Below are 26,242 nucleotides of genomic sequence, written 5' to 3'. Positions count from 1 at the left end.
GCCATCTTTTTCCTTTCTTTTATCTCTATTCAGTGACAACTTATTTGGTCACAAACGCTTCTTTATGCGTTTGCTCTCACTTAATTGAAATGTCATACCAGATTTTTTTGAGGTATCCATGAACGATAATAAAATGACTCCGCTTGAACTTCGGGCAACATGGGGCTTAGGTTCTGTTTTCTCTCTGCGCATGTTAGGCATGTTCATGGTTCTGCCGGTTCTGACGACCTATGGTTTAGCGTTACATGATGCAACTGAAGCGCTTATCGGAATTGCCATTGGCATCTACGGCTTAACACAGGCAATATTCCAGATCCCATTTGGGCTTCTTTCAGACAAAATTGGCAGAAAACCTTTAATCATCGGCGGGCTACTCATTTTTGCATTAGGCAGTGTTATTGCCGCCTTAAGCGACTCTATTTGGGGAATTATTATCGGGCGAGCCTTGCAAGGTATGGGAGCAATATCTGCTGCTATTATGGCATTACTTTCAGACCTGACTCGTGAGCAGAATCGAACAAAAGCGATGGCATTTATCGGCATTAGCTTTGGCATTACATTCGCCTTTGCAATTGTCGTCGGCCCTATTATCACCCACCAAATCGGTTTAAATGGCCTATTTGGAGCAATTGCAATCTTGGCTTGCTGCGGAATACTTATCACCTTGTTTGCTGTACCCAATACACACAAGCATTTATTAAATCGTGAATCAGGTATCGCGCGCGGCAGCTTCAAACGTGTGCTTTTCGATCCCCAACTCATCAAACTCAATTTTGGTATTCTCTGCCTGCATACCTTATTGATGTCGAGCTTTGTTGCCCTTCCCCTTATTATGGAAAAAGTGGGTTTTCCTCCACAACAACACTGGAAAGTGTATTTAATTACGACACTTATCTCTTTTGTCGCTGTTCTGCCTTTCATTATTTACGCAGAAACAAAACGTCGTATGAAACAGGTATTCTTGCTATGTATAGCTATGTTATTCATCGCCGAAGCTGTTTTATGGTCTCAGGGATCGCATCTTTGGGGGATCTTTGCAGGCATTCAAATTTTCTTCCTTGCATTTAATATCATGGAAGCTATCTTGCCTTCACTCATCAGTAAAGAAGCACCTGCGGGTTACAAAGGCACAGCTATGGGCGTTTACTCGACCAGTCAATTCCTTGGCGTTGCATTGGGAGGCTTCCTTGGGGGGATACTTTACGAATGGCAAGGCGCATCACTCGTCTTTATGGGAGGCATCGCGCTGACCGCACTCTGGTTTATTATCAGCCTGACCTTACAGCAGCCTCCCTATGTCAGCAGCATCAGGCTTATTTTGCCAGAACAACTAAGCAATGCTGAGATTTTAGAGAAAAAGATATTAGCGCAAGCGGGTGTAAAAGAAGTTGTCATCGCACCAGAAGAACTCAGTGCATATATCAAAGTCGATACTAAACTAACCAATCGCAAGCAGTTAGAACAACTTGTCTTATCCCATAAATAGCTTGAGTATTTATAACAAGTACGGTGTTACCAGACACCGTACTATGATTAATTATTCACTCTTGGTGATAATGACGGAAATTAATCGCGGAAATTAGTAAACTGGAAAGGCTGCCCCAATTCTGCACCACGAACCAATGCCATGACACTTTGCAAATCATCGCGCGCCTTACCTGTTACCCGCACTTGCTCACCCTGAATTTGGGCCTGTACCTTCAGCTTACTGTCTTTAATCAGCTTCACGATCTTTTTCGCTAACGGCGTATCGATACCTTGCAGCAAGGTTGCTTCTACACTGTATGTTTTACCGCTATGAACCATATTTTCAGGAATATTAATTACAGAACCATCAATTCCACGTTTAGCGAACTTTTCACGCAGAATATCGACGAGTTGGTTCACCTGAAAATCAGATTCGCTGGCAATTTTGATCGATTCATTCTTTTCGTTTAATTCAAAACTCGCAGGAACGTTACGAAAATCCCAACGATTGCTTAACTCACGCTGTGCGTTTTCTACTGCATTACGCACTTCTTGCATATCAACTTCAGAAACAATATCAAATGATGGCATTACCCGTCACCTCCAGCTAATCAATAAATCGGCATGATAACCGCTTTCCATTATTGGCAAAAGCTCTATACTCGGAAGCCCAACGCTCTTTTTGTAATTGCCCTATTTTCAGATCAGGAAGAAATATGAAAATAACCGTTCTTGGCTGTGGTGCTATAGGCAAACTTTGGCTTGCTGCCTTATCTCAACAGGATCATAGTGTTCAAGGATGGCTAAGGGTTCCACAGCCTGTTATTTCCGTCCAGATTGAAAACTTTAATGGTCAGGCTTTTAGCCAACAATTTCCTGCCAACGACGAAAAACATCTTGCTGAAAGCAAGTTACTCCTCGTTTGTTTAAAAGCATGGCAAGTTTCTGACGCGGTCAATCACCTTGCTGACAAACTTCCCCCCCATTGTCCAATCCTGTTATTGCATAATGGAATGGGAACCCAGACAGAATTCGCGCCCCTATCAAACCCTATTTTACTTGGCGTGACTACGCATGGAGCCTATCGGAGCAATGGCATTGTGCATTATAAATCACAAGGGATGACTCACATTGGCGCCATAACAGCCAATGCCGCCAAACTCAGCGATCTGGCCGATATTTTACACAGCGCCCTGCCCGATGTAGCATGGCACAATGAAATACATGCTATCAGTTGGATGAAACTTGCCGTCAACTGTGTCATTAATCCCCTCACCGTCATTTATGACTGCAAAAATGGTGAGTTACGGCATCATCAGGCACAAATTCAGGCATTATGTGGTGAAATTTACCAGGTTATGGAACATGATAGTATCCATACAACCAAACAAACATTGATTGATTACGTCATGGACGTGATTGAGCAAACCGCTGAAAATTACTCATCCATGCTGCAAGATATACGGGCACAGCGGCATACAGAAATAGATTACATCACTGGTTTTTTAATGCGTAGAGCTCGCATTCACGGCTTACCAATCAAAGAAAATACGGCTGTTTATCATTATATTAAACGCAAGGAGGAAGAATATGAGCGCTTCAGCCCTTATTTGTCTCGCCCACGGTAGTGAAGAAATCGAGGCTGTCACGACAATTGATTTACTTGTTCGGGCGGGAGTTAAGGTTACTGTAGCCAGTACGGAATCCGATGGTTCCCTCACTTTAACCTGCTCACGTGGCGTCAAAATCCTTGCTGATGTTCCCTTAGTTAATGTCGTTGATGAAGATTTTGACGCCATCATTCTGCCGGGAGGCATAAAAGGTGCAGAATGTTTTCGTGACAGCTTACTCGTAGTGGAAAAAATTCGAACCGCCCAAAGTCAGGGCAAAATCATTGCAGCAATCTGTGCGTCCCCAGCGATCGTATTGGAATATCATCAACTTTTCCCTGTCGGAAATATGACTGGCTATCCCAGTATGCAGGATAAGATTGCACCAGAAAAATGGATTAATAAACGGGTTTATTTTGACGAAAGGGTTAATTTACTGACCAGCCAAGGGCCTGCTACTGCTTTTGACTTCGCCTTGAAACTGATTGAATTGTTGAAAGGAAAAGAAAAAGCCGCAGAAGTTGCTGCGCAACTCATCTTACCCCCCGGTATTAGGGGCTGTGGATGTTTTGTGAGGGGAATTGGAACGGCATGATGATCTGGTATCCTTGTTTTCGCCAAAAAACCGTTACCTTGAGAACATCATGCCAAGAACTATGTTACCAGCTCCTTTGTGGAATAAGCTATTTTTATTCATGCAACAAAATGAGCTTATCTACAATAAAGAGGAACACCGACTGACTTTCGAAGGCATTCTTTACCGGATGAGAACGGGTATTCCATGGCGTGAATTGCCGGATGAATTTGGCAAATGGAACACCGTATTCAGACGTTTTAATGCTTGGTCAAAAAAAGGCATTTTTGATTTATTATTCAAAATGTTGTCTGAAGACACGGATACTGAATGGTTGTTTATTGATGGCAGTATTATCCGTGCACATCAGCATAGTGCGGGCGCCGCCTCAGAGGAGAATGAGGCCATAGGTAAAAGTTGTGGCGGACTCTCAACCAAAATCCATTTAGCCGTAGACAGTTACGGTTTTCCTGTCCATTTTGAGCTTTCCGAGGGACAAACACATGATATCGTTCATGCTGAAAGTCTCCTTGCACAATCTCCAACTTCAGATTTTGTTATTGCGGATAAAGGATACGATAGTGAAGCTTTCAGGGAAATCGTCAAACGAAAAGGCGCGACACCGGTCATTCCCTACCGGAACAATAGCCGAAAATCGGATAAAAAGATTGATAAGGGTTTATATCGTTATCGTCATTTAGTGGAAAATGCGTTTGCCAGAATCAAGCATTTTCGTGCAATCGCAACAAGATACGATAAATTAGCACGGAATTATGCCAGTATGGTGGCACTGGCATTTATCATCGTCTGGCTACCCATGTGGTCAGAATAAATGATGAACACAAAACGTCAACAGACTCTAATAATTACCAAAATATCCAGTAATTATCTCACTCTATAAAGGGGAAAAAGATACAACATAGGCTGCCTATCGGAATCAGTTCCATAAGCAGCCTTGTGCTTTCAGAACAAATTAAGGCCGATACACCTTCACATTGCCGAAACCTTGTTCACGCAGATAAAGTGCCTGTAAACGGCTCATCACACCACGCTCACAATAAAGCAGATAAGTTTTTTCTTTTGGCAAATCACCAAACTGCGTGCCCAGTTTATAGAAAGGCAATGACTGAATTTCAATACCCTCTATATTTAACGGACGATTATCCTGCTCATCGGGAGAACGAATGTCCAATAACACATCATTAAGGGAAAATGCAGATACCATTTCCACTTCCACCACTTGCTCACTGGATTGTTCTGCAATTTGGCGGATATCCAGATTTTGGGCTTCACTAACCACACGTTCTAAGATCTCAAAGTCAAAATTGTTTTCCTCTGCTTCAATTTTGGCTTTAACAGCTTTCACTGTTGGGCTTTTTGAGATAACCCCACAAAATTCCGGCATCGTGCGGGCAAAATCTTCGGTGCCAATCTCACGAGCCAGCTTAATAATGTGTTCTTTATCATGGGAAATCAGGGGACGGAGGATCAACGTATCTGAAACATTGTCAATCAACCTTAAGTTAGTCAAAGTCTGGCTAGACACCTGTCCCAGAGCCTCTCCGGTTACAATCGCCTGTACACCATAGTGTTCCGCAACTTTAGAAGCCGCTCTGACCATCATTCTTTTCAGCACAACCCCCATCTGCCCGTCATCGACTTTTTCCAGAATTTCAGCAACGACAGGTTCAAAATTGACAGCAACGAAACGGACTTTATGCGAGCTGCCAAATCGGTTCCACAAATAATGGGCAACCTGCTTTACGCCAATTTCATGGGCTGCGCCACCGAGATTAAAGAAACAGTAGTGCACACGGCAGCCACGACGCATCAACATATAGCTGGAAACACCGGAATCAAATCCACCGGAAATTAATGACAAGACATCTTCCTGCGTACCGATAGGAAAGCCGCCAATCCCTTCATGACGGGCTTTAACCAGAATCAGCTTATCCTGATCAATTTCCAGACTCACAGTGACATCAGGCTTGGTCAGTTTCACCTTGGCTGATTCAATATGCTGGTTCAAGCCGCCACCGACATAGCGTTCAACTTCATTGGATGTAAAACTGTGTTTACCACGGCGCTTTACGCGAACACAAAATGTTTTACCCTGCAATAAATGGCCGTAAGTTTCGTAAGTTTGTTCAAAGATATGATGTAGATCACGAAAATCCCGCTCTTCTACTTGCAGGATATGGTGAATACCTGGAATACGTGTCAGCGCGTCACAAATTTCCGCACCGAGGTTATCATCCTTAACCCGAACTTCGATATTATCCCAATGGCGAACCACAGCAATGCCTTCTCCAAAGGTCTTCAACACATTGCGGATATTGCTGGCAAGAATTTTAATAAAGCGCAACCGGACGGTCTGGCTCTTAATCGTAATTTCTGGGAATAATTTAATGATAAACTTCATAATAAGATATAGTAGTTATTCAATATTGAACTCTCATCAACAACATCAATGATTGTTCTTAAGTGTTCAGTTGGATAGGGCGCAGAGTATAACACCATCTGGCTTATCACCTGTAAAAAATCGACTGCAAAAACCGACTATAAAAAAATAGTGGTAACACATGATTTATTTTTCTTGGTGTAGTAGGGTACTCAGCAATTCTGTCACGAACTTGCTTTGCTGTAATTCGTTAAATAACCATATGTTAAGTCATTATGCCTAAAGCAAATCAAACATCAGCAACCGAACAAATGCCAGCATTCGAAACCGCTCTTAAAGAGTTAGAGGAAATTGTTATTCGGCTGGAATCCGGGGAACTCCCATTAGAAGATGCGTTGAATGAATTTGAACGTGGTATTCAACTTGCAAGACAAGGACAAAAAACGCTTCAACAGGCGGAGCAACGAGTGCAAATTTTACTAAACCATGATGCACAATCGCCTCTTGATGAATTTTCGTCCGACGCTGAGTAAATTTATGTCTGAACAATATAAGGCTCTTTTTGAAGAGCAATCTTTTGAAGAAAGGCTGAGTGCTTGTCAGCAACACATTAATGCCAAACTGATGGCAATATTTTCTTCATTGCCCTTTTTAAACAGCCCATTAGGTACAGCAATGCAATATGGTGCTGTATTGGGTGGAAAACGGCTGCGTCCTTTTTTAGTTTACAGCGTGGGAGAAATATTTGGCCTCCCTAAAACAAGTCTTGATGCCGCAGCCATCGCGATAGAGTGCATTCACGCCTATTCATTGATCCACGATGATTTACCCGCAATGGATAACGACGATTTACGTCGTGGGCAGCCTACCTGTCATATCAAATTTGGTGAAAGTCAGGCTATTTTAGCCGGTGATGCCTTACAATCTCTGGCTTTTGAGATCCTGGCAAAACAGGATATGCCCAATGTGACCTTATCTGATCGCCTTGCTATGATCGCTGAACTGGCAAGCGCCAGTGGCTTTGCCGGTATGTGTGGTGGACAATCACTGGATTTGGAAGCTGAAGGTAAGCAGATCGATCTTGCTTCACTAGAACAGATCCACCAACATAAAACAGGCGCATTAATACGTTCAGCCGTCCGATTGGGCGCTTATAGTGCGGGACAACGTGGCCGCGAAGTGCTGCCTTTGCTGGAGCAATATGCCCAAGCCATCGGCCTGGCATTTCAGGTACATGACGATATTTTGGATGTCATTGGCAATACTGAAGTTATTGGTAAGCGTCAGGGCAATGATCAGCAACTCGGTAAAAATACTTACCCTGCATTATTGGGTTTAGAGCAAGCCCAACAAAAAGCCAGAGATCTGTATGAAGAAGCGCTCGCCGCCCTTACAGAGCTGGAAAAACGGTCATATAACACCGCAACCTTGAAGAAATTGGCTGGTTTTATCATTGAGAGAAACAGCTAAAAAACCGGTAAAGCGCCTTACGGGGTGAACCCAGAAATTACACACTGATAATAACAGGGTTCTTAATATTCAACTTCTAACGGATATAGCATTTTACACAGGCATAGCATGAGCATTGATATAGCGAAATATCCAACATTGGCATTGGCTGAAACTCCAGAAGAGCTTCGCCTGCTACCCAAAGAAACCTTGCCAAAGTTATGCGATGAACTGCGTCAATTTTTGCTGAACAGTGTCAGCCGATCCAGTGGTCACTTTGCTTCCGGCCTTGGCGCTATCGAATTAACCGTCGCACTTCACTATGTTTATAAAACCCCTTTTGACAATTTAGTCTGGGATGTTGGTCATCAGGCCTACCCACACAAAATTTTAACTGGACGTCGTGATCGCATTAATACCATTCGGCAAAAAAATGGCCTTCACCCCTTCCCCTGGCGAGAAGAAAGTGAGTACGACACTTTATGCGTCGGCCACTCATCCACATCAATCAGCGCTGGCTTAGGTATGGCTATTGCTGCCGAACACGAAGGTCAAGGCCGCAAAACGGTATGCATCATTGGGGATGGTGCCATTACTGCGGGCATGGCTTTTGAAGCTATGAACCATGCCGGCGATATCGATCCCGACATGCTGGTTATTCTCAATGACAATGAAATGTCTATCTCTGAAAATGTGGGAGCATTGAATAACCATCTGGCACAGATTCTGTCAGGCAAACTGTATACAACCCTACGTGAAGGCGGCAAAAAAGTTTTTTCCAACCTGCCGCCTATCAAAGAGTTGTTGAAAAAAACGGAAGAACATCTGAAAGGCATGGTTGTTCCCGGAACGCTGTTTGAAGAACTTGGGTTCAACTATATCGGTCCTGTTGATGGCCATGACGTACTGGCGCTAACCCAAACGTTGAAAAACATGCGCGAACTGAAAGGACCACAATTCCTGCATATCATGACTAAAAAAGGTCGTGGTTATGCACCAGCGGAAAAAGATCCTATCAGCTGGCATGCTGTCCCCAAATTCGATCCTTCAACGGGTTCTTTGCCGAAAAGTGCTGATACTCGCCCGACATTTTCCAAGATCTTCGGTGATTGGCTGTGCGAAGAAGCCGCATATGATAAAAAACTGATGGCGATCACTCCAGCCATGCGGGAAGGTTCCGGTATGGTGCGCTTTTCCCGCGAATATCCTGAACAATATTTTGATGTCGCGATTGCCGAGCAACATTCGGTCACTTTTGCCGCAGGTCTGGCTATTGGCGGCTACAAACCTATCGTTGCCATTTATTCGACCTTTCTGCAACGCGCTTATGATCAGGTGATCCACGATGTCGCCATCCAAAACTTACCAGTCTTGTTTGCTATCGACCGTGGCGGCATTGTCGGTGCAGATGGTCAAACCCATCAAGGTGCTTTTGATCTTTCTTTCCTGCGCTGCATCCCGAATATGGTAATTATGGCACCCAGCGATGAAAACGAATGCCGCCAGATGCTACATACCGGCTATCATTATCAAGCAGGCCCTGTTGCTGTTCGTTATCCTCGCGGTACAGGGACAGGTGCTGAACTCCAACCTTTGGAAACATTGCCAATCGGCAAGGGCATAATCCGTCGTCAGGGAAAGCGCATTGCGATCCTTAACTTCGGTACATTATTAGACTATGCGCTGCAAGCGGCTGAAAACCTGAATGCAACTGTTGTGGATATGCGTTTCGTCAAACCACTGGATAAAGCGCTGGTGCTGGAAATGGCAGCCAGCCACGAGTTGCTGGTGACTTTAGAAGAAAATGCCATCATGGGTGGTGCAGGCAGTGGGGTTAACGAATTAGTGATGCAGAAAAAATTGTCAGTTCCTGTATTAAATCTGGGTTTACCCGATAACTTTATACCACAAGGAACACAACAAGAGCTTCATACTGATTTAGGGTTGGATGCGACAGGTATCCAAAATAACATCGAGAAATATCTGGCTGAATAATTGCTAATAAAAAATGGATGGGTGTTTTTATTAAATATTCATCCATTTTACTTCCTATAAAAAATTTAATCTTGCTTCGGCCATTTTAGTATTTTTCCTCAATAAAGCGCCGCCCTTGCTACACATCGCACTGGAACATTTTCTTGAAACACTCGCAATAAATGATAAACGACTTTATCATCGAGCAAGCAGTATTCGACAAGTATCTCATATAAACACAGAATTTCGGGATCTATTGCTGGTAACTTTCCGACAATTCCCTAAATAATAAGTGAGCGAATAATCATGCCAAGCCAGGAAAATAGTTTGGTTTTGCGTTGGTCTAGCCTTAATGCCTTATTAATCGTTAGTGCTCGATTCGTTTCCGATTTTGGTGCATTCCTGAATATGGTAGCACTCTCCACTTATGTTTATCTGCTCAGTAATAGCGTCATGCACGTCAGTATTTTTCTTGCCTGTCGTGTTGCTGGCGGTATCATTGCCAGCTTGATCGGAACCCCTTTTTTCAGACGATTTACAGGCCGATGGCCGCTGGTCTTTTTTGATCTGGTACGTGTCATTGTACTCTCCCTGTTATTGCTGCTCCCCACATCACAGCAGCTACTGATTTTACCCGTGATCGCCTTCGGCATTGGCTTAGGCAATTCAATGTTTGCTATCGGGCTAAACAGTCAACTGCCATATTGGGTTCATACCTCCCAACGTATATCAACTAATTCCTGGCTTACCTCTGTCGCCGCCACGGGAGCCGTATTTGGCAGCCTTGTATCGGGGCTTTTGGTCGCAAGCAGTGGTTATGAAATAGTATTTACCGTCAATATCATGACTTATCTACTGGCTGCGATCCTGATTATGCCCCTTCGTTTTCTCTCCTTGCCAGAGCTGAAAATATCGAGAGAACTGGGTAACGAGTGGCGTGAATTGCGCCACGGGTTGCGCGGTGCGCCCATGCTGGCAGGTATGCTATTTCTCAGTCTGGCAGATACATTGGGTAGTGCTGCCCATAACGTCGGTTTTCCCATCATTTCGAAACTCCTTACCCCCAATAACGCCAGTACCACAATGGGATTATTACTGGCAACATGGGCGATAGGAAAATTCGCAGGCGCGCGATTGGCGAGTTACCTGCTACGTAGCCGCAACCTGTTGAGGATGGAGAAACTATTCTTTATCGGTGTTGCTCTGATGTCGACAGGGTTTATCCTCACTTTCCAGCAAAGCAGCGTATTCTGGCTACTGCTATTCGCCATCTGGGCAGGAATAGGGGATGGGATCGCGGAAGTGAGCCTAATATCACGGGCACAAAGTGAACCGGAAAATTTACGTCTGCCAATTTTCAGTTTACTGACGCTGTTACAGATGACGGGCTTTGGGATAGGAATGTTGCTGGTTGCCCCGTTTTATGTTTGGCTACCACCTTCCATTGTCATTCTGATATTCCACGGCTTTCCACTGACAATATTAGTACTGATCTTGTTGTGGGTACAGCGTTTTACTACAAGCAAAGTGTAATTATTACAAATTAAATAATCAGCACTGATTGGTAATGTAATTCTACGGTGCTGATTTTTTCCAGTGATAAATAAGGCAAAAAAACAACGAAAGTCACATTTTTACACTCCATGAAACCGGTTACATGAATAGCAAGCTCTTCTCACATTCCATTTGAAATAAATTCGTTACATTTTCCATAACGATCAATTCAAAAGCACACAGATTACTAGAATGAATTGTAACCTTAAAGCATCAACAGCCTCTACTATGCTATGTGATTAGGGACATGCTTGAGGGGTGAGTGGAGCTAACCAAGCAGTAATTTGAAAAATAAAGAAAATATCATTATTGAAGGTTATATATGAGTCAAATCACTCCTCAATTAACAAATATGTGGGATAAAAGTCATGAATCTTGGTTTGTAAAAGATCATAAACTCCGTTTTATATATGCAAATAAAACGTTTATGACGTTAAATAACTTACCTGAACAGTTTGATGTTACAGGATATACGGAAAAAGAGTTACGGACACCATTTAATCATCTTGTTCATCTGTTTGAAGAACATGATCGTAAGGTTTTACAATCGATGCAACGAGTATCATCTATTGGAGCTTATTTTCAACAGAGTGATCAACAACTCAAACCCTATTTCTGTGAAAAATACCCATTAATGGATGAAAATAATCAGTGCATCGGAATAATTGGCCATGCCAAAGAAATGAATCATTTTTCCGTACATTATTATATCAAAAATGATATTTCCACATCTATTAACCTTAACCCGCCTAACAATATATTGACAGAGAAGGAATGGTTGATCATTTTTTTGTTTTGCCGTGGCGTTAGTAATAAAGACATTGCTAATGAGCTGAAAATCTCATATCGTACCTTGGAAAGGTATTTTAATGTTATCTATGAAAAATTCTCAATTAGTTCAGTTATTGAATTGAAAACTCTTTGTGAAAAAAATAATTATGATCTCTATATTCCACCCAACTATTTAAAATCCATAGACCATGCTTTGCTATATTAAGGGGGATATCTGCGTGCTAAACCCTCTGTCGCTTAATCAAAAAGGTGATTTAAGCCTTCATAAAAGCTTAAATAAATGGGGATATGATCCCACATCATACTTATCTCACATAATTGCCGAGGAAATAACATGGCCACTATGAGAGATGTAGCACATCGAGCTGGCGTGTCTGTAGCCACGGTTAGCCGTGTTATTAATAATACAGCTTACGTCGAGCCGGGTACCCGTGAACGGGTAGAAAAAGCGATGCGTGAATTCGACTACCGTCGTAACTCTGCCGCGCTTGCATTGGCAAAAAGATGTGGGAATATGCTGGGCTTACTGACGGGTAATTTGGCTGATCCTTTTTTCTCCCTTTTGGCTCGTGGAGTTGAAAAAATTACGCGAAAAAAAGAAGCCAAACTCATGGTTTGTAGTGGCGGGCATCAAGCTGAACTCGAAAAATCTGCATTGAACTTTTTAATCAACCAAGGATGTGAAGCAATCGTTGCCCATATCAGCAGAATGAGTGATGCAGATGTATTACGTTACGCAGCCCATACTCCAGGGTTAGTGATTATCAATCGATATATCCCGGCCATCGCTAACCGATGCATTTGGTTAGATAATGTCAGCGCTTCCCAAACTGCAACCAACTATCTTCTCCAAAATGGCCATCGCAAAATTGCTTGTGTAACGGCAAATTTACCTATCGATGATAGAAGGCTCCGCTTAGAAGGATACTATGCCGCAATGACTAATGCGGGTATCACAGTACCTAGCAATTGGATTATTAGCGTTCCATTTAATGAAGAAGGTGGGGAACAAGCAGCAGAAAAACTCTTAAGCAGTGGCATCAACTTTACTGCGGTAGTGACATTCAATGATGTTATGGCTGCCGGTATGATGAAATACCTGCATCGGCGGAAAATCAACTTACCTGAACAACTATCAATCGTTGGATTTGATGATGTCGTTACAGCCCGGTATCTCTACCCTACCTTAACGACTGTACGCAACCCAATCGAACAAATGGCTCAACGGGCAGCGAACCTCGCATTACAACTCAGCGCCAAAAAAGAACTACCTCCACAAATGAATATGTTCTCAGCGGAACTGGTCATAAGAGATTCCGTATTTTCAATTAAATGACTTTTTATCTCAATAAGCTACATAAAGCTGGAATTTTTATATGGATGATAAGAAAAAACTAAACCTAGGACTCGCGATACTGCCAATTGCAGCAATGCTCCTTCTGCTAATTATTGGCTATGGTCAACTCAGTCTGCGCATCGAAGCCTTATTGCTCTTTTCAGCGGCAATAGCAGCAACCTTGGCATATTGGCAAGGCTATCGCTGGAATGACATCATTGATGCCATTGTGGCAAAGCTAGCCAAAGCAATGCCAGTGATTATGATACTAGTTTGCGTTGGAGGCTTAATTGGCACCTGGATGTTCAGTGGAACCATACCTTATATGGTTTACTGGGGCTTAAAACTGATTAGTCCTCAATACATACTCATTGCCGCCTTCTTTATCACAAGCTTAATTTCAGTTTGTACTGGCACATCATGGGGATCAGCCGGAACAGTCGGCGTTGCCCTAATGGGAGTCGCTGCTGGCCTTGATGTGTCTTTAGCGGCGGCAGCGGGCGCGGTTGTCTCAGGGGCATATTTCGGTGATAAAATTTCGCCGTTATCTGACTCAACTAATTTTGCTGCAATCGTTGCCGATACTGATCTTTACAGTCATATTCAACACTTAATGTACACCACTATCCCAAGCTTCATTTTGGCCACCATTGTTTATTTTATTGCGGGTCATACAAGCTTAACGGATAACGTAGCAACCCCCGAAAAAATTACAGAAATCCTGTACTCTCTTGAAAATCTGTATCACTTCAATTTATTGTTGATCTTACCTCCAATACTGGTGTTGTGGGGAGCAATAACAAAACGCCCAGTGATACCAACCATGTTAGCGGCTTGTGTATTGGCTATTGCCATCGGCATAGGTCTTCAGGGGTTCACGCTTAAACAAGGCCTTAATGCCTTAATTGATGGTTTCAACCTCTCCATGTTCTCTGATCAAGGACACAATATCACCGGGATCGTTAGCGATGTCCCTCGCCTACTCAATCGCGGTGGTATGTTCTCAATGATGGGTACTATACTGCTTGTATTCTGTGCATTCGCGTTTGCCGGTGCGTTAACGCTCACTGGCGCTTTAACCGTTATTATTAATCGGCTTCTGCAAGCTGTTCGCACAACCGGGCAACTCATCGCTGCAACCCTATCCACAACCATTCTACTCACTGGCGCAACCTGTGATGGCAAGCTGGCCCTTCTCATCCCGGCAGAACTATTTAAGGGAGCTTATTGCCGGATGGGACTAGATAACAAAAATCTATCACGCACCATAGAAGATGGCTGTACAGTCATCGAACCCCTGATCCCTTGGACGTCTGCGGGCATTTACATGGCGACTACATTAGGTGTCAGTACGCTTGATCTACTGCCTTGGGCAATCCAATGTTATGCAGCCGTCTTTTTGGCTCTCATTTATGGCTTTACTGGTTTCGGTATTGCAAAAAAACCATCGGAAAATGCCCTAAAGAAAAAGGAAATTTAACGTGGAATCACCTGATTTCAACCAGATAATCGATCGCCATAATACAGGTTCTGTTAAGTGGGATTTTTTAGATCGTTACCTACATTTAAATAAAAATGATCTGCTACCTATGTGGGTTTCTGACTTCGATTTTCAATGTCCCAAAGAAGTCCTGCAAGCCCTATCCTGCCGAATTGATCATGGCATTTTCGGTTACAGTGAGCGCGACGATCTCTACTATCAAGCAGCAATAGACTGGTTTTCAAGGCGTCATAAACTAACTTTACACAGGGATTGGTTCACCTCAATAGAAGGTGTCATACCTGGATTAGCTTTACTGATACAAATGCTGAGTAAACCAGGTGAAGGGGTCATTATACAGGGGCCTTATTATTCTTCGTTTGCCAAAATTATTACTATGAACGGCAGGGCAGTTATTGAAAACCCACTTATCGAAGATCCCAAAGGCTATAAAATTGACTATGGTCATCTAGAACACATATTGGAGCAGCACAAACCACCTTTGCTGTTGTTATGCAACCCGCACAATCCCACTGGCCGCTGTTGGGATCGTGACGAATTGCTCCAGCTATTGGTACTCTGCAAAAGATACGGTACGACGATAATTTCCGATGAAATTTGGGCTGATTTAATTTTGCCTTGGGGAAAATTCACCTCAATATTGCATCTTGGAAGTGAATGGCATAGCCACGTGATTGCGGCCACCTCAGCCAGTAAGACGTTTGGGCTTGCATCGCTGCGTATATCAAATTTCCTTATCCCAGATCCCACTCTCCGGCAAGATTTTAATGATCGGTTAAACGCTCACGGGTTAGATGTATTTAATTCATTATCTATGACTGCCGCGACAGCAGCCTACCAGCATGGAGATAGGTGGCTTGATAAACTACAAGATTATCTGGCTGAAAATCGTAGCTGGTTCGAACAGGCTTTGGCGTCTTCTGTCCCCTGGTGTCGCATGATCAAAGCGGAAGGCACATATCTGGCCTGGCTGGATTGTCGCGATTTAGGTTTAGATGATAATACCTTGCAACAGCTATTAATACAAAAAGCCCAAATTGCCGTTTCGATGGGATACAGTTTTGGTGATAGAGGAAAAGGATTTATCCGAATAAATTTAGGTTGCCCTCGTCAATACCTCGAAAAAGCGATTAATGGTTTGGTTCAGTTAAGAACATAAGGTTAATACATAAAAATAAAAAGGTAACCGAGAAATTGTTCCTGTTTTAATTCTATAATCGTACCTGAAACTTTTCACCAGAAAAGTTTCAGGTAATTAACCATAGCTATTTACTAAAATACATATCCTTCTTTTCCCTTATTTTAGTTATTAAAAGCACTATGTTTATACGCATTAAATTTCAAGTTGCAATTTACAACACGATATGAAACCTGATTTCTCCCCGCTTTGCGGGGGGAAAAATCACAAGCATCTTGAAGTTAGATTGGTATATATCCTATTTAAGGTTTATTTTTATATTATTACAGGTTGTTCCCTGGAGATGGCGCTCGTGAAAAATACTAATAATAAAACAAAAGATATTCGTATAGATTTTTATAACCGATAACACTCTCAAATAGTTTAGTTATTTTTTGGAATGTTGGAAGCGTATGAAATACTTTAATGAACATCTTTTACCTTAGGGCAAATAAATAGTACTAAGCACTTATCCTCAATTAGATAACATTAAAATGTTAATATTGCGTTAATTAATGGTGAAGGCTTTATAATGCTATCCATTTTCTTCAATTGTAACGTAACATACATTGAACCTTAACCTTATAAAATACTATTTTTCATGTAAGTAATTAATATATTAAAATTAATAAACACCCAATCTTTGGCTGGCTAATTGTTGTACCATATCATGTGGTCAACTTATTTCAACCATAATCAATCAAAATAATAAGTTAATAGTTAATAACATGAAAAAACAAAATAATATCACCTGGAAATTAATTTAATTGACCACTATCTCTTTGAAAGAGTTGCCACGATTGGTAGTAGAAAAATAAGCTTATTCTATATGCCCAAAATATAAAAAAGGAATAATAACATGAGTAATAAACCTATCATTTCACCTCAAATAATTAACACGCTAGCAATAAGTCACGATCCTTGGGGAATAAAAGATAAAAACTCATGCTTTATCTACGGTAACAAAGCGTTGAGTTCCATTAAGGGATTTTCTGATTCTTTTGATTTTGAAGGGCTTTACGATGACGAACTTCCCTGGGATGGTGCCGAGTTTGCAAAAGCATATGTTCATCATGACCAAAAAGTCATGCAAGATGAAAAATCATATATTTCTCTCGAAACGCATATTTGGGGAAATACCAAAACATTATCTTCTTACTTTTGTGAAAAATCACCACTTTATCATGAAAATGGGGAATGTATCGGAATTATATATCACCTATGGAAAGCTCAGGATTATTCATTGACTCGCTTATACTATGGTAAACTCCCTGCTTCCATTATGTTTCAACCACCAACTCAACTATTTACCCAACGAGAATGGGACGTCATTTTTCTCTCCTTTGCACAAATATACCAGTAAGCAAATTGGTAGAATATTAAATATTTCTTATCGTACTGTCGAAAACTATACAGCTCAAATATATAAAAAAGCTGGTGTTAGCTCTGCTCAACAATTGGAAGAATATTGTCGCTTTAATAATTTCGATATCTATGTGCCAGAAAGATTTTTACGTCCTGAAAGCAGGCTTTTTATTTAAATCTCAAATGTTGTAGTAACCCACGTTAATACCGATATTTAATGCCCGTACGGTATCATGGATATCGGTTTTATCCCTTTTGGTCTCCAATTCCCTTTTCATCCAATAAATGTTTTTCATCCAAGATTACCATCGCTGGCGGAACAACAAGCTGAAAAAATAGCCACTGGTATTCAGTGGCTATCTAATTTAGAAAGGTAACAGTTGGTAGAAATTCAGTAACCAAATGACAACAACCGCAAAAATTGCCGCGATAATGTCATCCAGCATGATGCCAATACCACCTTTCACATAGCGGTCAAACCAGCGGATCGGCCACGGTTTCCACATATCAAAAATACGGAATACCACAAAGCCAACCAAAATCCATTGCCAGTTGAGTACAGGGATCGCCATCAGTGTGATCCACATTCCGATGAATTCATCCCAAACGACACAACCAGGATCTTCCACATTCATGGCATCGGCAGCTTTCTGGCAAATCACACAGCCAATGATGGTTCCCAACACAATAACCAACCAGATTCCCCATGCCGGTAGCTGCGCCAACAGTAACCAGAAAGGGATCGCCGCCACTGAACCCATTGTGCCCGGAATAATCGGCGATAAACCACTACCGAATCCCGTAGCCAATAGATGCCATGGATTCCTCATTTTTAAGTGGCGTTTTGCGTCATCCATGCGTTCCCTCTGTTTGATCATTTTCTTCTTGGTGTGCAGCCGGACAAGGTACTACCGATTTTTCATCCGTTTTAAAGTGGTCAAAGCCGTTCAAATCCAGCTCAATTTCTTTGTTATTGTTAAAATAGCGGATACCTTCTGATTCAGGCCTGATTTGCCCAATACAGCAGAAACTTGCCCCTGAATGGGCCAATGCCATATTTAACGCACCACGGTTAAGCTCAGGTACTGTGAAACACAACTCATAATCTTCTCCACCACTCAGTGCCCATTTCAACGCCTGCTCAGCGGGAATATATTGCTGCATCGCTTCCGAATACGGCAGTGCATCCAGATTAATACGCGCACCGCATTGGCTGGCCGTCAAAATATGGTTGAGATCAGAAATCAACCCATCCGACAGATCAATCGCGGAAGAAGCCAGATCACGCAGCGCCTGTCCTTGTAAAACGCGTGGTTGTGGACGGAGATGACGCTTAACCAGCCAATGGTGGATAGCAGGATCCTCCACGGTCAGATGCTCCTGCAACAAGGCAAGCCCTGCGGCACTATCACCCAGTGTTCCGGTGACATAAATCCAATCACCGTTCTTCGCGCCTGCACGACGCAACGCCCTGCCAGCCGGCACCAGTCCATGTACGGTTAACGTCAAACTCATGGGGCCTTTTGTTGTATCTCCACCAATCAACTGCATACCGTAATAGTTCAGTTGTTCAAACAGGCTATCACTAAATCGTTTTAACCAATCCTCATTGACGTCAGGCAACGTTAACGCCAACGATGCCCAGGCAGGATCTGCCCCAACGGCAGCCAAGTCACTGATATTGACAGCCAGTGCTTTATAAGCCAAATCTTCCGGTGAGATATCAGGAAGGAAATGAACACCGGCCACCAACGTATCCGTTGTTACCGCTAATTCTTGCTTATCCGCAACGGTCATCAGTGCACAATCATCACCAATCCCTAGGTTTACATCACGTCGGCGGCTGAGAGGGCGATTGAAGTAACGTGCAATGAGGTCAAATTCACCACATGCCATAATAGAATTCCAAAAAGTGACCAACGATGAGCACATGAGGCCGGATTTCCGGCCTCATGTGTAAAATCATTGAGTTATAATGGGGAACTCCTGACAAGCAATCACTTTTTCTTACGTGCTGCCGGGCCAGCTTTATCCAACACCCCATTGACGAATTTATGGCTATCTTCAGCACCAAACGTTTTTGCCAGTTCGATACCTTCATTAATAGCCACTTTGTAGGGGACATCATCACGAAAGCTTAGTTCAAACATCGCAACGCGCAAGATGGCTTTTTCTACCTGACCTAACTCTTCGAGCTGGCGGGAAAGATAAGGCGCCATCAAGGCATCCAATTTTGTAGCATTGACTGCTACCCCGGACAGCAATTCACGAAAATAGGTGATATCAACACCGGTTACGTCCTGCTCTGACAGAAACTGCAATTCAACATCAGCAATGCTGTTTTTGGATAATTGCCATGAATAAATTGCCTGAACAGCACACTCACGAGCACGACGACGAGCAGCAGGTTTCACAAAATTCCCCTTAATTAAAACTAAAAAATTCAGCCTTTAATGGCTTTGATTACATTGATCATTTCCAACGCGGTCAAGGCAGCTTCCGCACCTTTGTTGCCCGCTTTAGTCCCAGCGCGTTCAATCGCCTGTTCAATATTTTCTGTTGTCAAAACACCCAATGTAACAGGAATGTTGCTGGACATTGCCACGCTGGACAAACCTGAACTACATTCGCCGGCAACATATTCGAAATGGGCGGTTCCACCACGGATAACAGTACCTAAAGCGATAACCGCATCATATTTTTGGGACTCAGCCAACGCCTTGACCGTCAATGGCAGTTCATAAGCACCCGGTACCCATACTACGGTGATATTGTCTGAAGAAACCTGGCCGATGCGTTCTAACGCATCAACGGCCCCTTCCAGCAGGCTGTCATTAATGAAGTTGTTAAAGCGGGCAACTGCAATGGCAATGCGGGCTTCAGGAGCTGCAACAACACCTTTGATTACGTTCATAGCCTTCCTTATACTTTATTCATATCCGCAGGGGCGCGGATCTTATCACATTATTTTTGATTTAGGGCTATCCCAAAATCAAAACACTTAACACGGCCGTAAGCGGAGACGCACATCAGGACCAATCTGTTGAACATCAAACAGAGTAAATTCAGGAGCATCCGATAATTTTTGCAATTCAGGGATATCGAACAATCCACGGGCACTATTTCCCAATATCTTAGGCGCGATATACAGAATCAATTCATCGACCAACCCTAACGACAACAAAGCCCCAGCCAAAGCAGGGCCACATTCCACCCACACAGAATTTACCTGACGCTTTCCAAGTTGCATCATCAGCAACACTAAATCAACACCAACACCATGTTCTGGCAATAAAATCTGTTCGGTATTATCAGGCCATTTTTGCTGATCTTGCTTAGTACGAGCTAACCAACATTCCCCTGGTTGCTGGACAACTTGATGCTGTGGAGTTACACGATTTTGGCTATCTGTAATGATACGGATTGGTTGGCGAAGCCATTCTTGCGGATAAACCGCTTGGGTTTCAGCATCCAGTTCATTCCAACGGACAGTCAGGGAAGGATCATCTGCCAGTACCGTTGCGCTAGAACTCAAAATAGCACTGCACTGCGCCCGTAGTTTCTGTACATCCTGGCGGGCTTCCGGTGAGGTAATCCACTTGCTTTCCCCTGATGCCAACGCAGTTCGACCATCCAATGATGCGCCCAGTTTCAATTGCAGGTACGGGAATCCTGTACGCATACGTTTAAGAAACCCCTTATTCAAGGTTTCCGCCTGTTCCATCATTAAACCATGTTCAACTGCAATTCCGGCCTGCTGCAATTTATACAAACCACGCCCAGCAACTTGAGGATTGGGATCTTGCATCGCTACCACAACACGGCTTAAACCTGCGGCAATTAAAGCATCAGCACAAGGGGGTGTTTTACCGTGATGGCTGCATGGTTCAAGGGTAACATAAGCCGTAGCGCCTTTCGCTTTTTCACCGGCCATACTCAGAGCGTGAACTTCTGCGTGAGGTTCGCCCGCCCGTAAATGAAAACCTTCCCCGATTATCTGCTCATCCTTAACGATGACGCAACCTACATTCGGATTTGGGGATGTTGTAAAACGTCCTTGATACGCCAGTTCCAGCGCTCTGGACATATATATTTCATCAAGTGTCATAGCGTTTAATCAGTGTTCTAGTTTTTAGTAAGAGTAACAGCGTTTAAGCAGTGTTCTGGTTTTTAGTAAGAGTAACAGCGTTTAGTCTTGTAATCTGGCGATCTCTTCACCGAATTCGCGAACATCTTCAAAACTGCGATAAACAGACGCAAAACGGATATAAGCCACTTTATCAAGTTTCTTCAGCGCATCCATGACAAAATTTCCGATCATTTTGGACGGAATTTCACGCTCTCCTGTAGCCCGGACCTGTGATTTAATGTGACTAATTGCCATCTCTACATCATCAGAACTGACAGGACGCTTTTCCAGTGCTTTCTGCATTCCACGACGCAATTTTTCTTCGTCGAAAGACTCTCGAATATCATCACTTTTAATGACTCGTGGCATTACCAGCTCTGCAACTTCAAACGTCGTGAAGCGTTCATGACATTCCAGGCACTGACGGCGACGGCGCACTTGTGAGCCATCCCCTACCAAGCGGGAATCAATAACTTTAGTATCAACGGCTGCGCAAAATGGGCAATGCATATCGTTTCCTGACAGTTAACCGAAGGGATAACAGTTTACCTTGAAGTGATGACGAAAAACACCCTGTCAGTAAGTACTCACAGGGTGTTTAAGCGATATCAGTGCTCGATCATGCAAAATAATTAAGGAAGAATGGAGGGTTGATCTGCCCCTTCTTTCTCAACTTTCTGCTGGATCAGATGATCACGCTTCATACCCAATTTCAAAGCCAGGGCAGAAGCAACATAGATAGAAGAGATTGTACCGATAGAAACACCGATTAACATGACCAGTGAGAATCCCTTCAGCATTTCGCCACCGAAAATATACAGCATCAATACAACCAACAATGTGGTTGCGGAAGTCATGATGGTACGGCTCAGGGTCTGAGTCAGGGAAATATTGGTGATTTCATACGACGTACCACGGCGTATCTTACGGAAGTTCTCACGGATACGATCCGACACTACGATACTGTCGTTCAATGAATAACCGATAACGGACATCAATGACGCAACAATAGTCAGGTCAATTTCGATGTGGAACAACGACAGAATACCCAATGTAATAATCACGTCATGCGCCAGTGCAATAACTGCCCCTAATGCTAGACGCCACTCAAAGCGGAAACCAACATAAATCAGGATACAGATCAGTGCAACCAGTAATGCCATCGCTCCGGTTTGTGCCAGTTCGTTCCCGACACTGGGGCCAACGAATTCGACACGTTTAACCTTGGCATCTTTATCAATATCCTGGTTAATCACCGAGATAATCTTATTGCCAAGCTCTTGCCCTGCATTACCAGCCACAGGTGGCATACGAACCATAACATCACGGCTGCTGCCAAAATTTTGCAAAAGAGGATCAGCAAAACCATTCTGGCTCAGGCTCGCACGCATCTTGTCCAGATCCGCAGGTTGACTCAGCTTCACCTCAATGACCGTACCACCGGTAAAATCAAGCCCCCAGTTAAAACCACGAGTGCTTATCATGACGATGGAAGCGATCAACAGCAGGAACGAAATCCCAAAGGCAACGTTGTCCCAGCGCATAAAGTCGATAACTTTACGCCCATAGTTTAATTGTTCAACAGTATAATCCTGTGCCACAACGTGCTCCTTAAATTGACAACTTATTGATACGCTTGCCACCATACAGCAAGTTCACGATTGCACGTGTTCCCACAATAGCAGTGAACATTGAAGTCGCCACACCAATACTGGTGGTGATCGCGAAGCCCTTGATAGAGCCAGTACCCACTGCATACAAAATAATAGCCGTAATCAGCGTAGTCAGGTTTGCATCAATGATACTGGAGAACGCCCCTTTATAGCCTTCGTGAATTGCCTGCTGTACCGTGCGGCCATTACGCAATTCTTCTTTGATACGTTCGTTGATCAATACGTTCGCATCCACGGCGACGGCAAGCGTTAAGACGATACCCGCAATCCCCGGCATGGTCAGAGTCGCTCCCGGCAACAGAGACATAATACCGACGATCAGCACTAGGTTAGCCAGCAACGCAGAACTCGCAATCAAACCAAACTTGCGGTAGTAAATCACCATAAAGACGACAGAAGCAATCAACCCCCACAAACACGCTTCAAGACCCTGCTCAATATTCTGCAAGCCCAGAGTTGGCCCAATCGTACGCTCTTCTACAATCTGGATGGGCGCAATTAACGCCCCTGCCCGCAGTAACAGTGATAACTGACGAGCTTCTGTCGGATTGCTAATGCCGGTAATACGGAAACTGTTACCCAAGCGTGACTGAATAGTGGCGATGTTGATAACTTCTTCTTGCTTAACCAAAATCGCACGACCGTTGGCATCTTTCTTACCGCTGTCCTTATATTCCACAAACAACGTTGCCATTGGCTTGTGCAGATTATCTTTGGTGAAATTAGACATGGCCGTGCCGCCAGCGCTATCCAGGGAAATATTCACCTGTGGATAACCATTTTCATCAGCACTGGAAGTCGAATCGGTGATATGGTCACCCGTCAGGATAACGCGCTTATACAGTACAACCGGATTACCATCACGGGTATATTGCACTTCTGAATCAGCCGGAATACGGCCATATTGCACAACATTTTGGTCAACATTGGTATTGACCAGACGGAATTCCAGTGTTGCGGTTGCTCCAAGAATTTCTTTTGCACGGGCAGTATCCTGAATACCAGGCAGTTCAACCACAATGCGGTCTGCACCTTGACGTTGAACCAGAGGTTCTGCAACGCCCAATTGGTTAACACGATTACGCAAGATAGTGATGTTCTGCTGTACCGCATAAGAGCGAGCTTCACGCAGACGTTCATCACTCATCACCACTTTCAACGTGCTGTTAGCTTCATTAGAGAACACCAAATCACGGTGACGAGGTTCAAGATAACTTTCCGCTTTAGAGCGTGCATCGTTATCACGGAAACGAACTTCGACGCCATAATTATCCGTTTTACGGATAGTCGAATAAGGGATACCCTGATCACGCAGTTCAGAGCGCAGGCCATCAATATTCTGTTCCTGCAATTTACCCAGCGCGGTTTCCATATCCACTTCCATCAAGAAATGAACACCACCACGCAGGTCAAGCCCCAGTTTCATCGGCTCAGCACCGACGGCTCTTAACCAGACAGGCGTTGCAGGCGCAAGGTTTAATGCCACAACATATTGTTCACCCAGTGCAGAGACCAAGGCTTCACGCGCACGGAGCTGCACATCCGTGCTATTGAAACGAGCAAGGATTACCCCATTTTCCAACGCAATGGACTTGCTCTTGATTTGATCTTTTTCTAAAACATTACGGACTTGGTCCAGCGTTTTTTCACTGGCGGCGATACCTCGCGCGCCAGTAATTTGTACAGCCGGATCCTCACCATAAAGGTTGGGAAGTGCATAAAGCAAACCGATGAGGATCGCAGCGATCAGCATCAGATACTTCCACAAAGGATAACGGTTCAACACGGCAGTTCCCTTCGGGAAAATCGGAAAATTAAATAGCCTTCATTGTACCTTTCGGTAAAATGGCAGCAACGAAGTCACGTTTGACAGTTATTTCTGTGGTGTCATTCAAGGCAATAACCACGTAGCCGGTATCAGACACTTTAGAGACACGTCCCACCAAACCACCAGAAGTCAGCACTTCATCCCCTTTGGAGATGGAATCCATCAGTTTTTTATGTTCTTTGGTGCGTTTTTGTTGTGGACGCAGGATCATGAAATAGAAAATCAAACCGAAAACAACCAGCATGATAATCAGAGAATATGGGCTTCCCTGAGCTTGCGCGGGTGCGCCAGCAGCTGCCGCAGCTTCAGAAATAAAAAAACTCATCAAATTTCCCTCATTGTTATCGAAAATATGCCTGCCGAAAACATTACTATTGCAAATCGACAGTGGCTCGATCAAAAACCAGCCCAATATGCTACACATATTGAGACTGATTAGTCACGATAAATTATATATTTAACGGCGGAACGGGTTTACCGATCTGCTGATAAAATACTTCAACAAACTGTTCCAGCTTGCCTTCTTCAATGGCCTGACGAATTCCAGCCATCAAACGCTGATAATACCTTAAATTATGTATCGTATTCAGCCTTGCACCAAGAATTTCGTTACAACGATCAAGGTGATGGAGGTATGCCCGGCTATAATTGCGGCAAGTATAGCAATCACAATGCTCATCCAAGGGAGATGTATCCTCTTTATGTTTAGCATTGCGGATTTTAATAACTCCTTCGGTCACAAACAGGTGACCATTGCGGGCATTACGTGTTGGCATCACGCAGTCAAACATATCGATACCACGGCGAACACCTTCAACCAAATCTTCCGGCTTGCCGACTCCCATCAAATAGCGAGGCTTATCCTGTGGGATCTGAGGGCAAACATGCTCCAGAATACGGTGCATATCTTCTTTCGGTTCACCGACGGCCAGTCCCCCTACAGCGTAGCCATCAAAGCCGATTTCCACCAGCCCTTTTATGGAGACATCACGCAAGTCTTCGTACACACTGCCCTGAATAATACCAAACAAGGCATTTTTATTGCCTAGCTCATTAAAACGTTGACGACTACGGGCAGCCCAGCGCAATGACATTTCCATGGAACGCTTGGCATAATCCCAATCCGCAGGATATGGCGTACATTCGTCGAAAATCATGACAATATCGGAACCCAAATCATATTGGATTTCCATCGATTTCTCTGGGCTGAGGAACACAGGGGTCCCATTAATTGGGTTACGGAAGTGAACCCCTTCTTCTTTGATTTTACGCATGGCGCCGAGGCTGAACACCTGAAAACCGCCAGAGTCAGTCAGAATAGGGCCTTGCCACTGCATAAAATCATGCAGGTCACCATGCAATTTCATGATTTCCTGCCCCGGGCGCAACCAAAGGTGGAAAGTATTCCCCAA

General features: G+C 43.6%; 25 protein-coding genes and 1 pseudogene. 14 read left to right on the top strand and 12 right to left on the bottom strand.

Features of this window, described 5'->3' with window-relative positions:
* Positions 1 to 118: 118 nt before the first annotated feature.
* Positions 119 to 1,486, top strand: a complete 1,368-nt coding sequence (locus tag AAC853_RS01140; protein ID WP_340613437.1) for an MFS transporter — start codon at positions 119 to 121, stop codon at positions 1,484 to 1,486.
* 80 nt (positions 1,487 to 1,566) lie between these two features.
* Here the strand turns inward: AAC853_RS01140 and AAC853_RS01135 are convergent, their stop codons facing one another.
* Positions 1,567 to 2,058, bottom strand: a complete 492-nt coding sequence (locus AAC853_RS01135; protein ID WP_189758908.1) for a YajQ family cyclic di-GMP-binding protein — start codon at positions 2,056 to 2,058, stop codon at positions 1,567 to 1,569.
* A 125-nt stretch (positions 2,059 to 2,183) separates the two neighbouring features.
* Here AAC853_RS01135 and panE point away from each other — a divergent pair, with 125 nt between their 5' ends.
* Genes panE through AAC853_RS01120 form a run of 3 tightly spaced genes read left to right on the top strand, consistent with a single transcriptional unit; the run spans position 2,184 to position 4,483 of the window.
* Entirely contained in the window at positions 2,184 to 3,095 is a 912-nt protein-coding gene (panE, locus tag AAC853_RS01130; RefSeq protein WP_340613435.1) for a 2-dehydropantoate 2-reductase, read from the top strand.
* Positions 3,058 to 3,672 (top strand): protein deglycase YajL, encoded by a 615-nt coding sequence (gene yajL / locus AAC853_RS01125; protein WP_340613433.1) that lies wholly within the window; start codon positions 3,058 to 3,060, stop codon positions 3,670 to 3,672. Before panE ends, yajL begins: the two co-directional genes overlap by 38 nt.
* A gap of 49 nt (positions 3,673 to 3,721) precedes the next feature.
* Positions 3,722 to 4,483, top strand: coding sequence for an IS5 family transposase (locus AAC853_RS01120; RefSeq protein WP_340613431.1), 762 nt, complete (start codon positions 3,722 to 3,724; stop codon positions 4,481 to 4,483).
* 141 nt (positions 4,484 to 4,624) lie between these two features.
* On the opposite strand, the gene thiI is transcribed toward AAC853_RS01120, so the two are convergent.
* Positions 4,625 to 6,073, bottom strand: coding sequence for a tRNA uracil 4-sulfurtransferase ThiI (gene thiI, locus AAC853_RS01115; RefSeq protein ID WP_340613429.1), 1,449 nt, complete (start codon positions 6,071 to 6,073; stop codon positions 4,625 to 4,627).
* 254 nt (positions 6,074 to 6,327) lie between these two features.
* Between thiI and xseB the strand changes: the two genes are divergently transcribed.
* The 10 genes and pseudogenes from xseB (at position 6,328) to AAC853_RS01065 (ending at position 17,376) form a co-directional block, all read left to right on the top strand.
* A complete protein-coding gene (gene xseB, locus AAC853_RS01110) occupies positions 6,328 to 6,585 on the top strand; it encodes an exodeoxyribonuclease VII small subunit (protein WP_338883251.1) in 258 nt (85 codons plus the stop codon).
* Between the two features lie 4 nt (positions 6,586 to 6,589).
* Complete coding sequence (gene ispA / locus AAC853_RS01105) at positions 6,590 to 7,522, top strand: (2E,6E)-farnesyl diphosphate synthase (protein WP_189758903.1); 933 nt, start codon at positions 6,590 to 6,592, stop codon at positions 7,520 to 7,522.
* A gap of 108 nt (positions 7,523 to 7,630) precedes the next feature.
* Complete coding sequence (dxs, locus tag AAC853_RS01100) at positions 7,631 to 9,496, top strand: 1-deoxy-D-xylulose-5-phosphate synthase (protein ID WP_340613427.1); 1,866 nt, start codon at positions 7,631 to 7,633, stop codon at positions 9,494 to 9,496.
* 34 nt (positions 9,497 to 9,530) lie between these two features.
* Positions 9,531 to 9,764 (top strand): 2OG-Fe dioxygenase family protein, encoded by a 234-nt coding sequence (locus AAC853_RS01095; protein ID WP_340613551.1) that lies wholly within the window; start codon positions 9,531 to 9,533, stop codon positions 9,762 to 9,764.
* Positions 9,765 to 9,781: 17 nt separating this feature from the next.
* Positions 9,782 to 11,008 carry an MFS transporter gene (locus tag AAC853_RS01090; RefSeq protein WP_340613426.1) on the top strand — a complete coding sequence of 409 codons (1,227 nt, stop codon included), beginning with the start codon at positions 9,782 to 9,784 and terminating at the stop codon, positions 11,006 to 11,008.
* 343 nt (positions 11,009 to 11,351) lie between these two features.
* The gene (locus AAC853_RS01085; protein WP_340613425.1) at positions 11,352 to 12,026 is read left to right on the top strand and encodes a helix-turn-helix transcriptional regulator; all 675 of its coding nucleotides are present in this window, start codon (positions 11,352 to 11,354) and stop codon (positions 12,024 to 12,026) included.
* Between the two features lie 129 nt (positions 12,027 to 12,155).
* On the top strand, positions 12,156 to 13,157 hold the full coding sequence (locus AAC853_RS01080) for a LacI family DNA-binding transcriptional regulator (protein ID WP_340613423.1): 1,002 nt from the start codon (positions 12,156 to 12,158) through the stop codon (positions 13,155 to 13,157).
* Between the two features lie 40 nt (positions 13,158 to 13,197).
* Positions 13,198 to 14,637 (top strand): Na+/H+ antiporter NhaC, encoded by a 1,440-nt coding sequence (gene nhaC, locus AAC853_RS01075; RefSeq protein ID WP_338883259.1) that lies wholly within the window; start codon positions 13,198 to 13,200, stop codon positions 14,635 to 14,637.
* Position 14,638: 1 nt separating this feature from the next.
* Positions 14,639 to 15,817: a MalY/PatB family protein gene (locus tag AAC853_RS01070; RefSeq protein ID WP_340613421.1), complete on the top strand. Its 1,179-nt coding sequence runs from the start codon at positions 14,639 to 14,641 to the stop codon at positions 15,815 to 15,817.
* An 877-nt stretch (positions 15,818 to 16,694) separates the two neighbouring features.
* Positions 16,695 to 17,376, top strand: a pseudogene (locus AAC853_RS01065) (helix-turn-helix transcriptional regulator).
* Positions 17,377 to 17,565: 189 nt separating this feature from the next.
* On the opposite strand, the gene pgpA reads toward AAC853_RS01065, so the two are convergent.
* From pgpA to tgt, 10 genes are all read right to left on the bottom strand, one after another.
* A complete protein-coding gene (pgpA, locus tag AAC853_RS01060) occupies positions 17,566 to 18,057 on the bottom strand; it encodes a phosphatidylglycerophosphatase A (RefSeq protein WP_338883262.1) in 492 nt (163 codons plus the stop codon).
* Entirely contained in the window at positions 18,050 to 19,096 is a 1,047-nt protein-coding gene (thiL, locus tag AAC853_RS01055; protein WP_338883264.1) for a thiamine-phosphate kinase, read from the bottom strand. The genes pgpA and thiL overlap by 8 nt, the downstream gene beginning before the upstream one ends.
* 101 nt (positions 19,097 to 19,197) lie before the next feature.
* The gene (nusB, locus tag AAC853_RS01050) at positions 19,198 to 19,614 is read right to left on the bottom strand and encodes a transcription antitermination factor NusB (RefSeq protein ID WP_338883266.1); all 417 of its coding nucleotides are present in this window, start codon (positions 19,612 to 19,614) and stop codon (positions 19,198 to 19,200) included.
* Positions 19,615 to 19,643: 29 nt separating this feature from the next.
* Entirely contained in the window at positions 19,644 to 20,114 is a 471-nt protein-coding gene (gene ribH / locus AAC853_RS01045; protein ID WP_189758896.1) for a 6,7-dimethyl-8-ribityllumazine synthase, read from the bottom strand.
* A gap of 87 nt (positions 20,115 to 20,201) precedes the next feature.
* The gene (ribD, locus tag AAC853_RS01040) at positions 20,202 to 21,308 is read right to left on the bottom strand and encodes a bifunctional diaminohydroxyphosphoribosylaminopyrimidine deaminase/5-amino-6-(5-phosphoribosylamino)uracil reductase RibD (protein ID WP_340613418.1); all 1,107 of its coding nucleotides are present in this window, start codon (positions 21,306 to 21,308) and stop codon (positions 20,202 to 20,204) included.
* 81 nt (positions 21,309 to 21,389) lie between these two features.
* Entirely contained in the window at positions 21,390 to 21,839 is a 450-nt protein-coding gene (nrdR, locus tag AAC853_RS01035; protein ID WP_338883268.1) for a transcriptional regulator NrdR, read from the bottom strand.
* Between the two features lie 122 nt (positions 21,840 to 21,961).
* The gene (gene secF / locus AAC853_RS01030) at positions 21,962 to 22,930 is read right to left on the bottom strand and encodes a protein translocase subunit SecF (RefSeq protein ID WP_189758893.1); all 969 of its coding nucleotides are present in this window, start codon (positions 22,928 to 22,930) and stop codon (positions 21,962 to 21,964) included.
* 10 nt (positions 22,931 to 22,940) lie between these two features.
* A complete protein-coding gene (gene secD / locus AAC853_RS01025; protein ID WP_338883269.1) occupies positions 22,941 to 24,788 on the bottom strand; it encodes a protein translocase subunit SecD in 1,848 nt (615 codons plus the stop codon).
* Positions 24,789 to 24,816: 28 nt separating this feature from the next.
* Complete coding sequence (gene yajC, locus AAC853_RS01020) at positions 24,817 to 25,155, bottom strand: preprotein translocase subunit YajC (RefSeq protein WP_189758891.1); 339 nt, start codon at positions 25,153 to 25,155, stop codon at positions 24,817 to 24,819.
* 124 nt (positions 25,156 to 25,279) lie between these two features.
* The coding region (gene tgt / locus AAC853_RS01015) for a tRNA guanosine(34) transglycosylase Tgt (protein WP_340613415.1) at positions 25,280 to 26,242 on the bottom strand (963 nt) is incomplete at its 5' end.

Source organism: Xenorhabdus thailandensis (assembly GCF_037996785.1).
Taxonomy (GTDB): Bacteria; Pseudomonadota; Gammaproteobacteria; order Enterobacterales; family Enterobacteriaceae; genus Xenorhabdus; species Xenorhabdus griffiniae.
The sequence above is the reverse complement of the archived record's forward strand: the minus strand, read 5'-3'. Positions and strand labels throughout refer to the sequence as shown.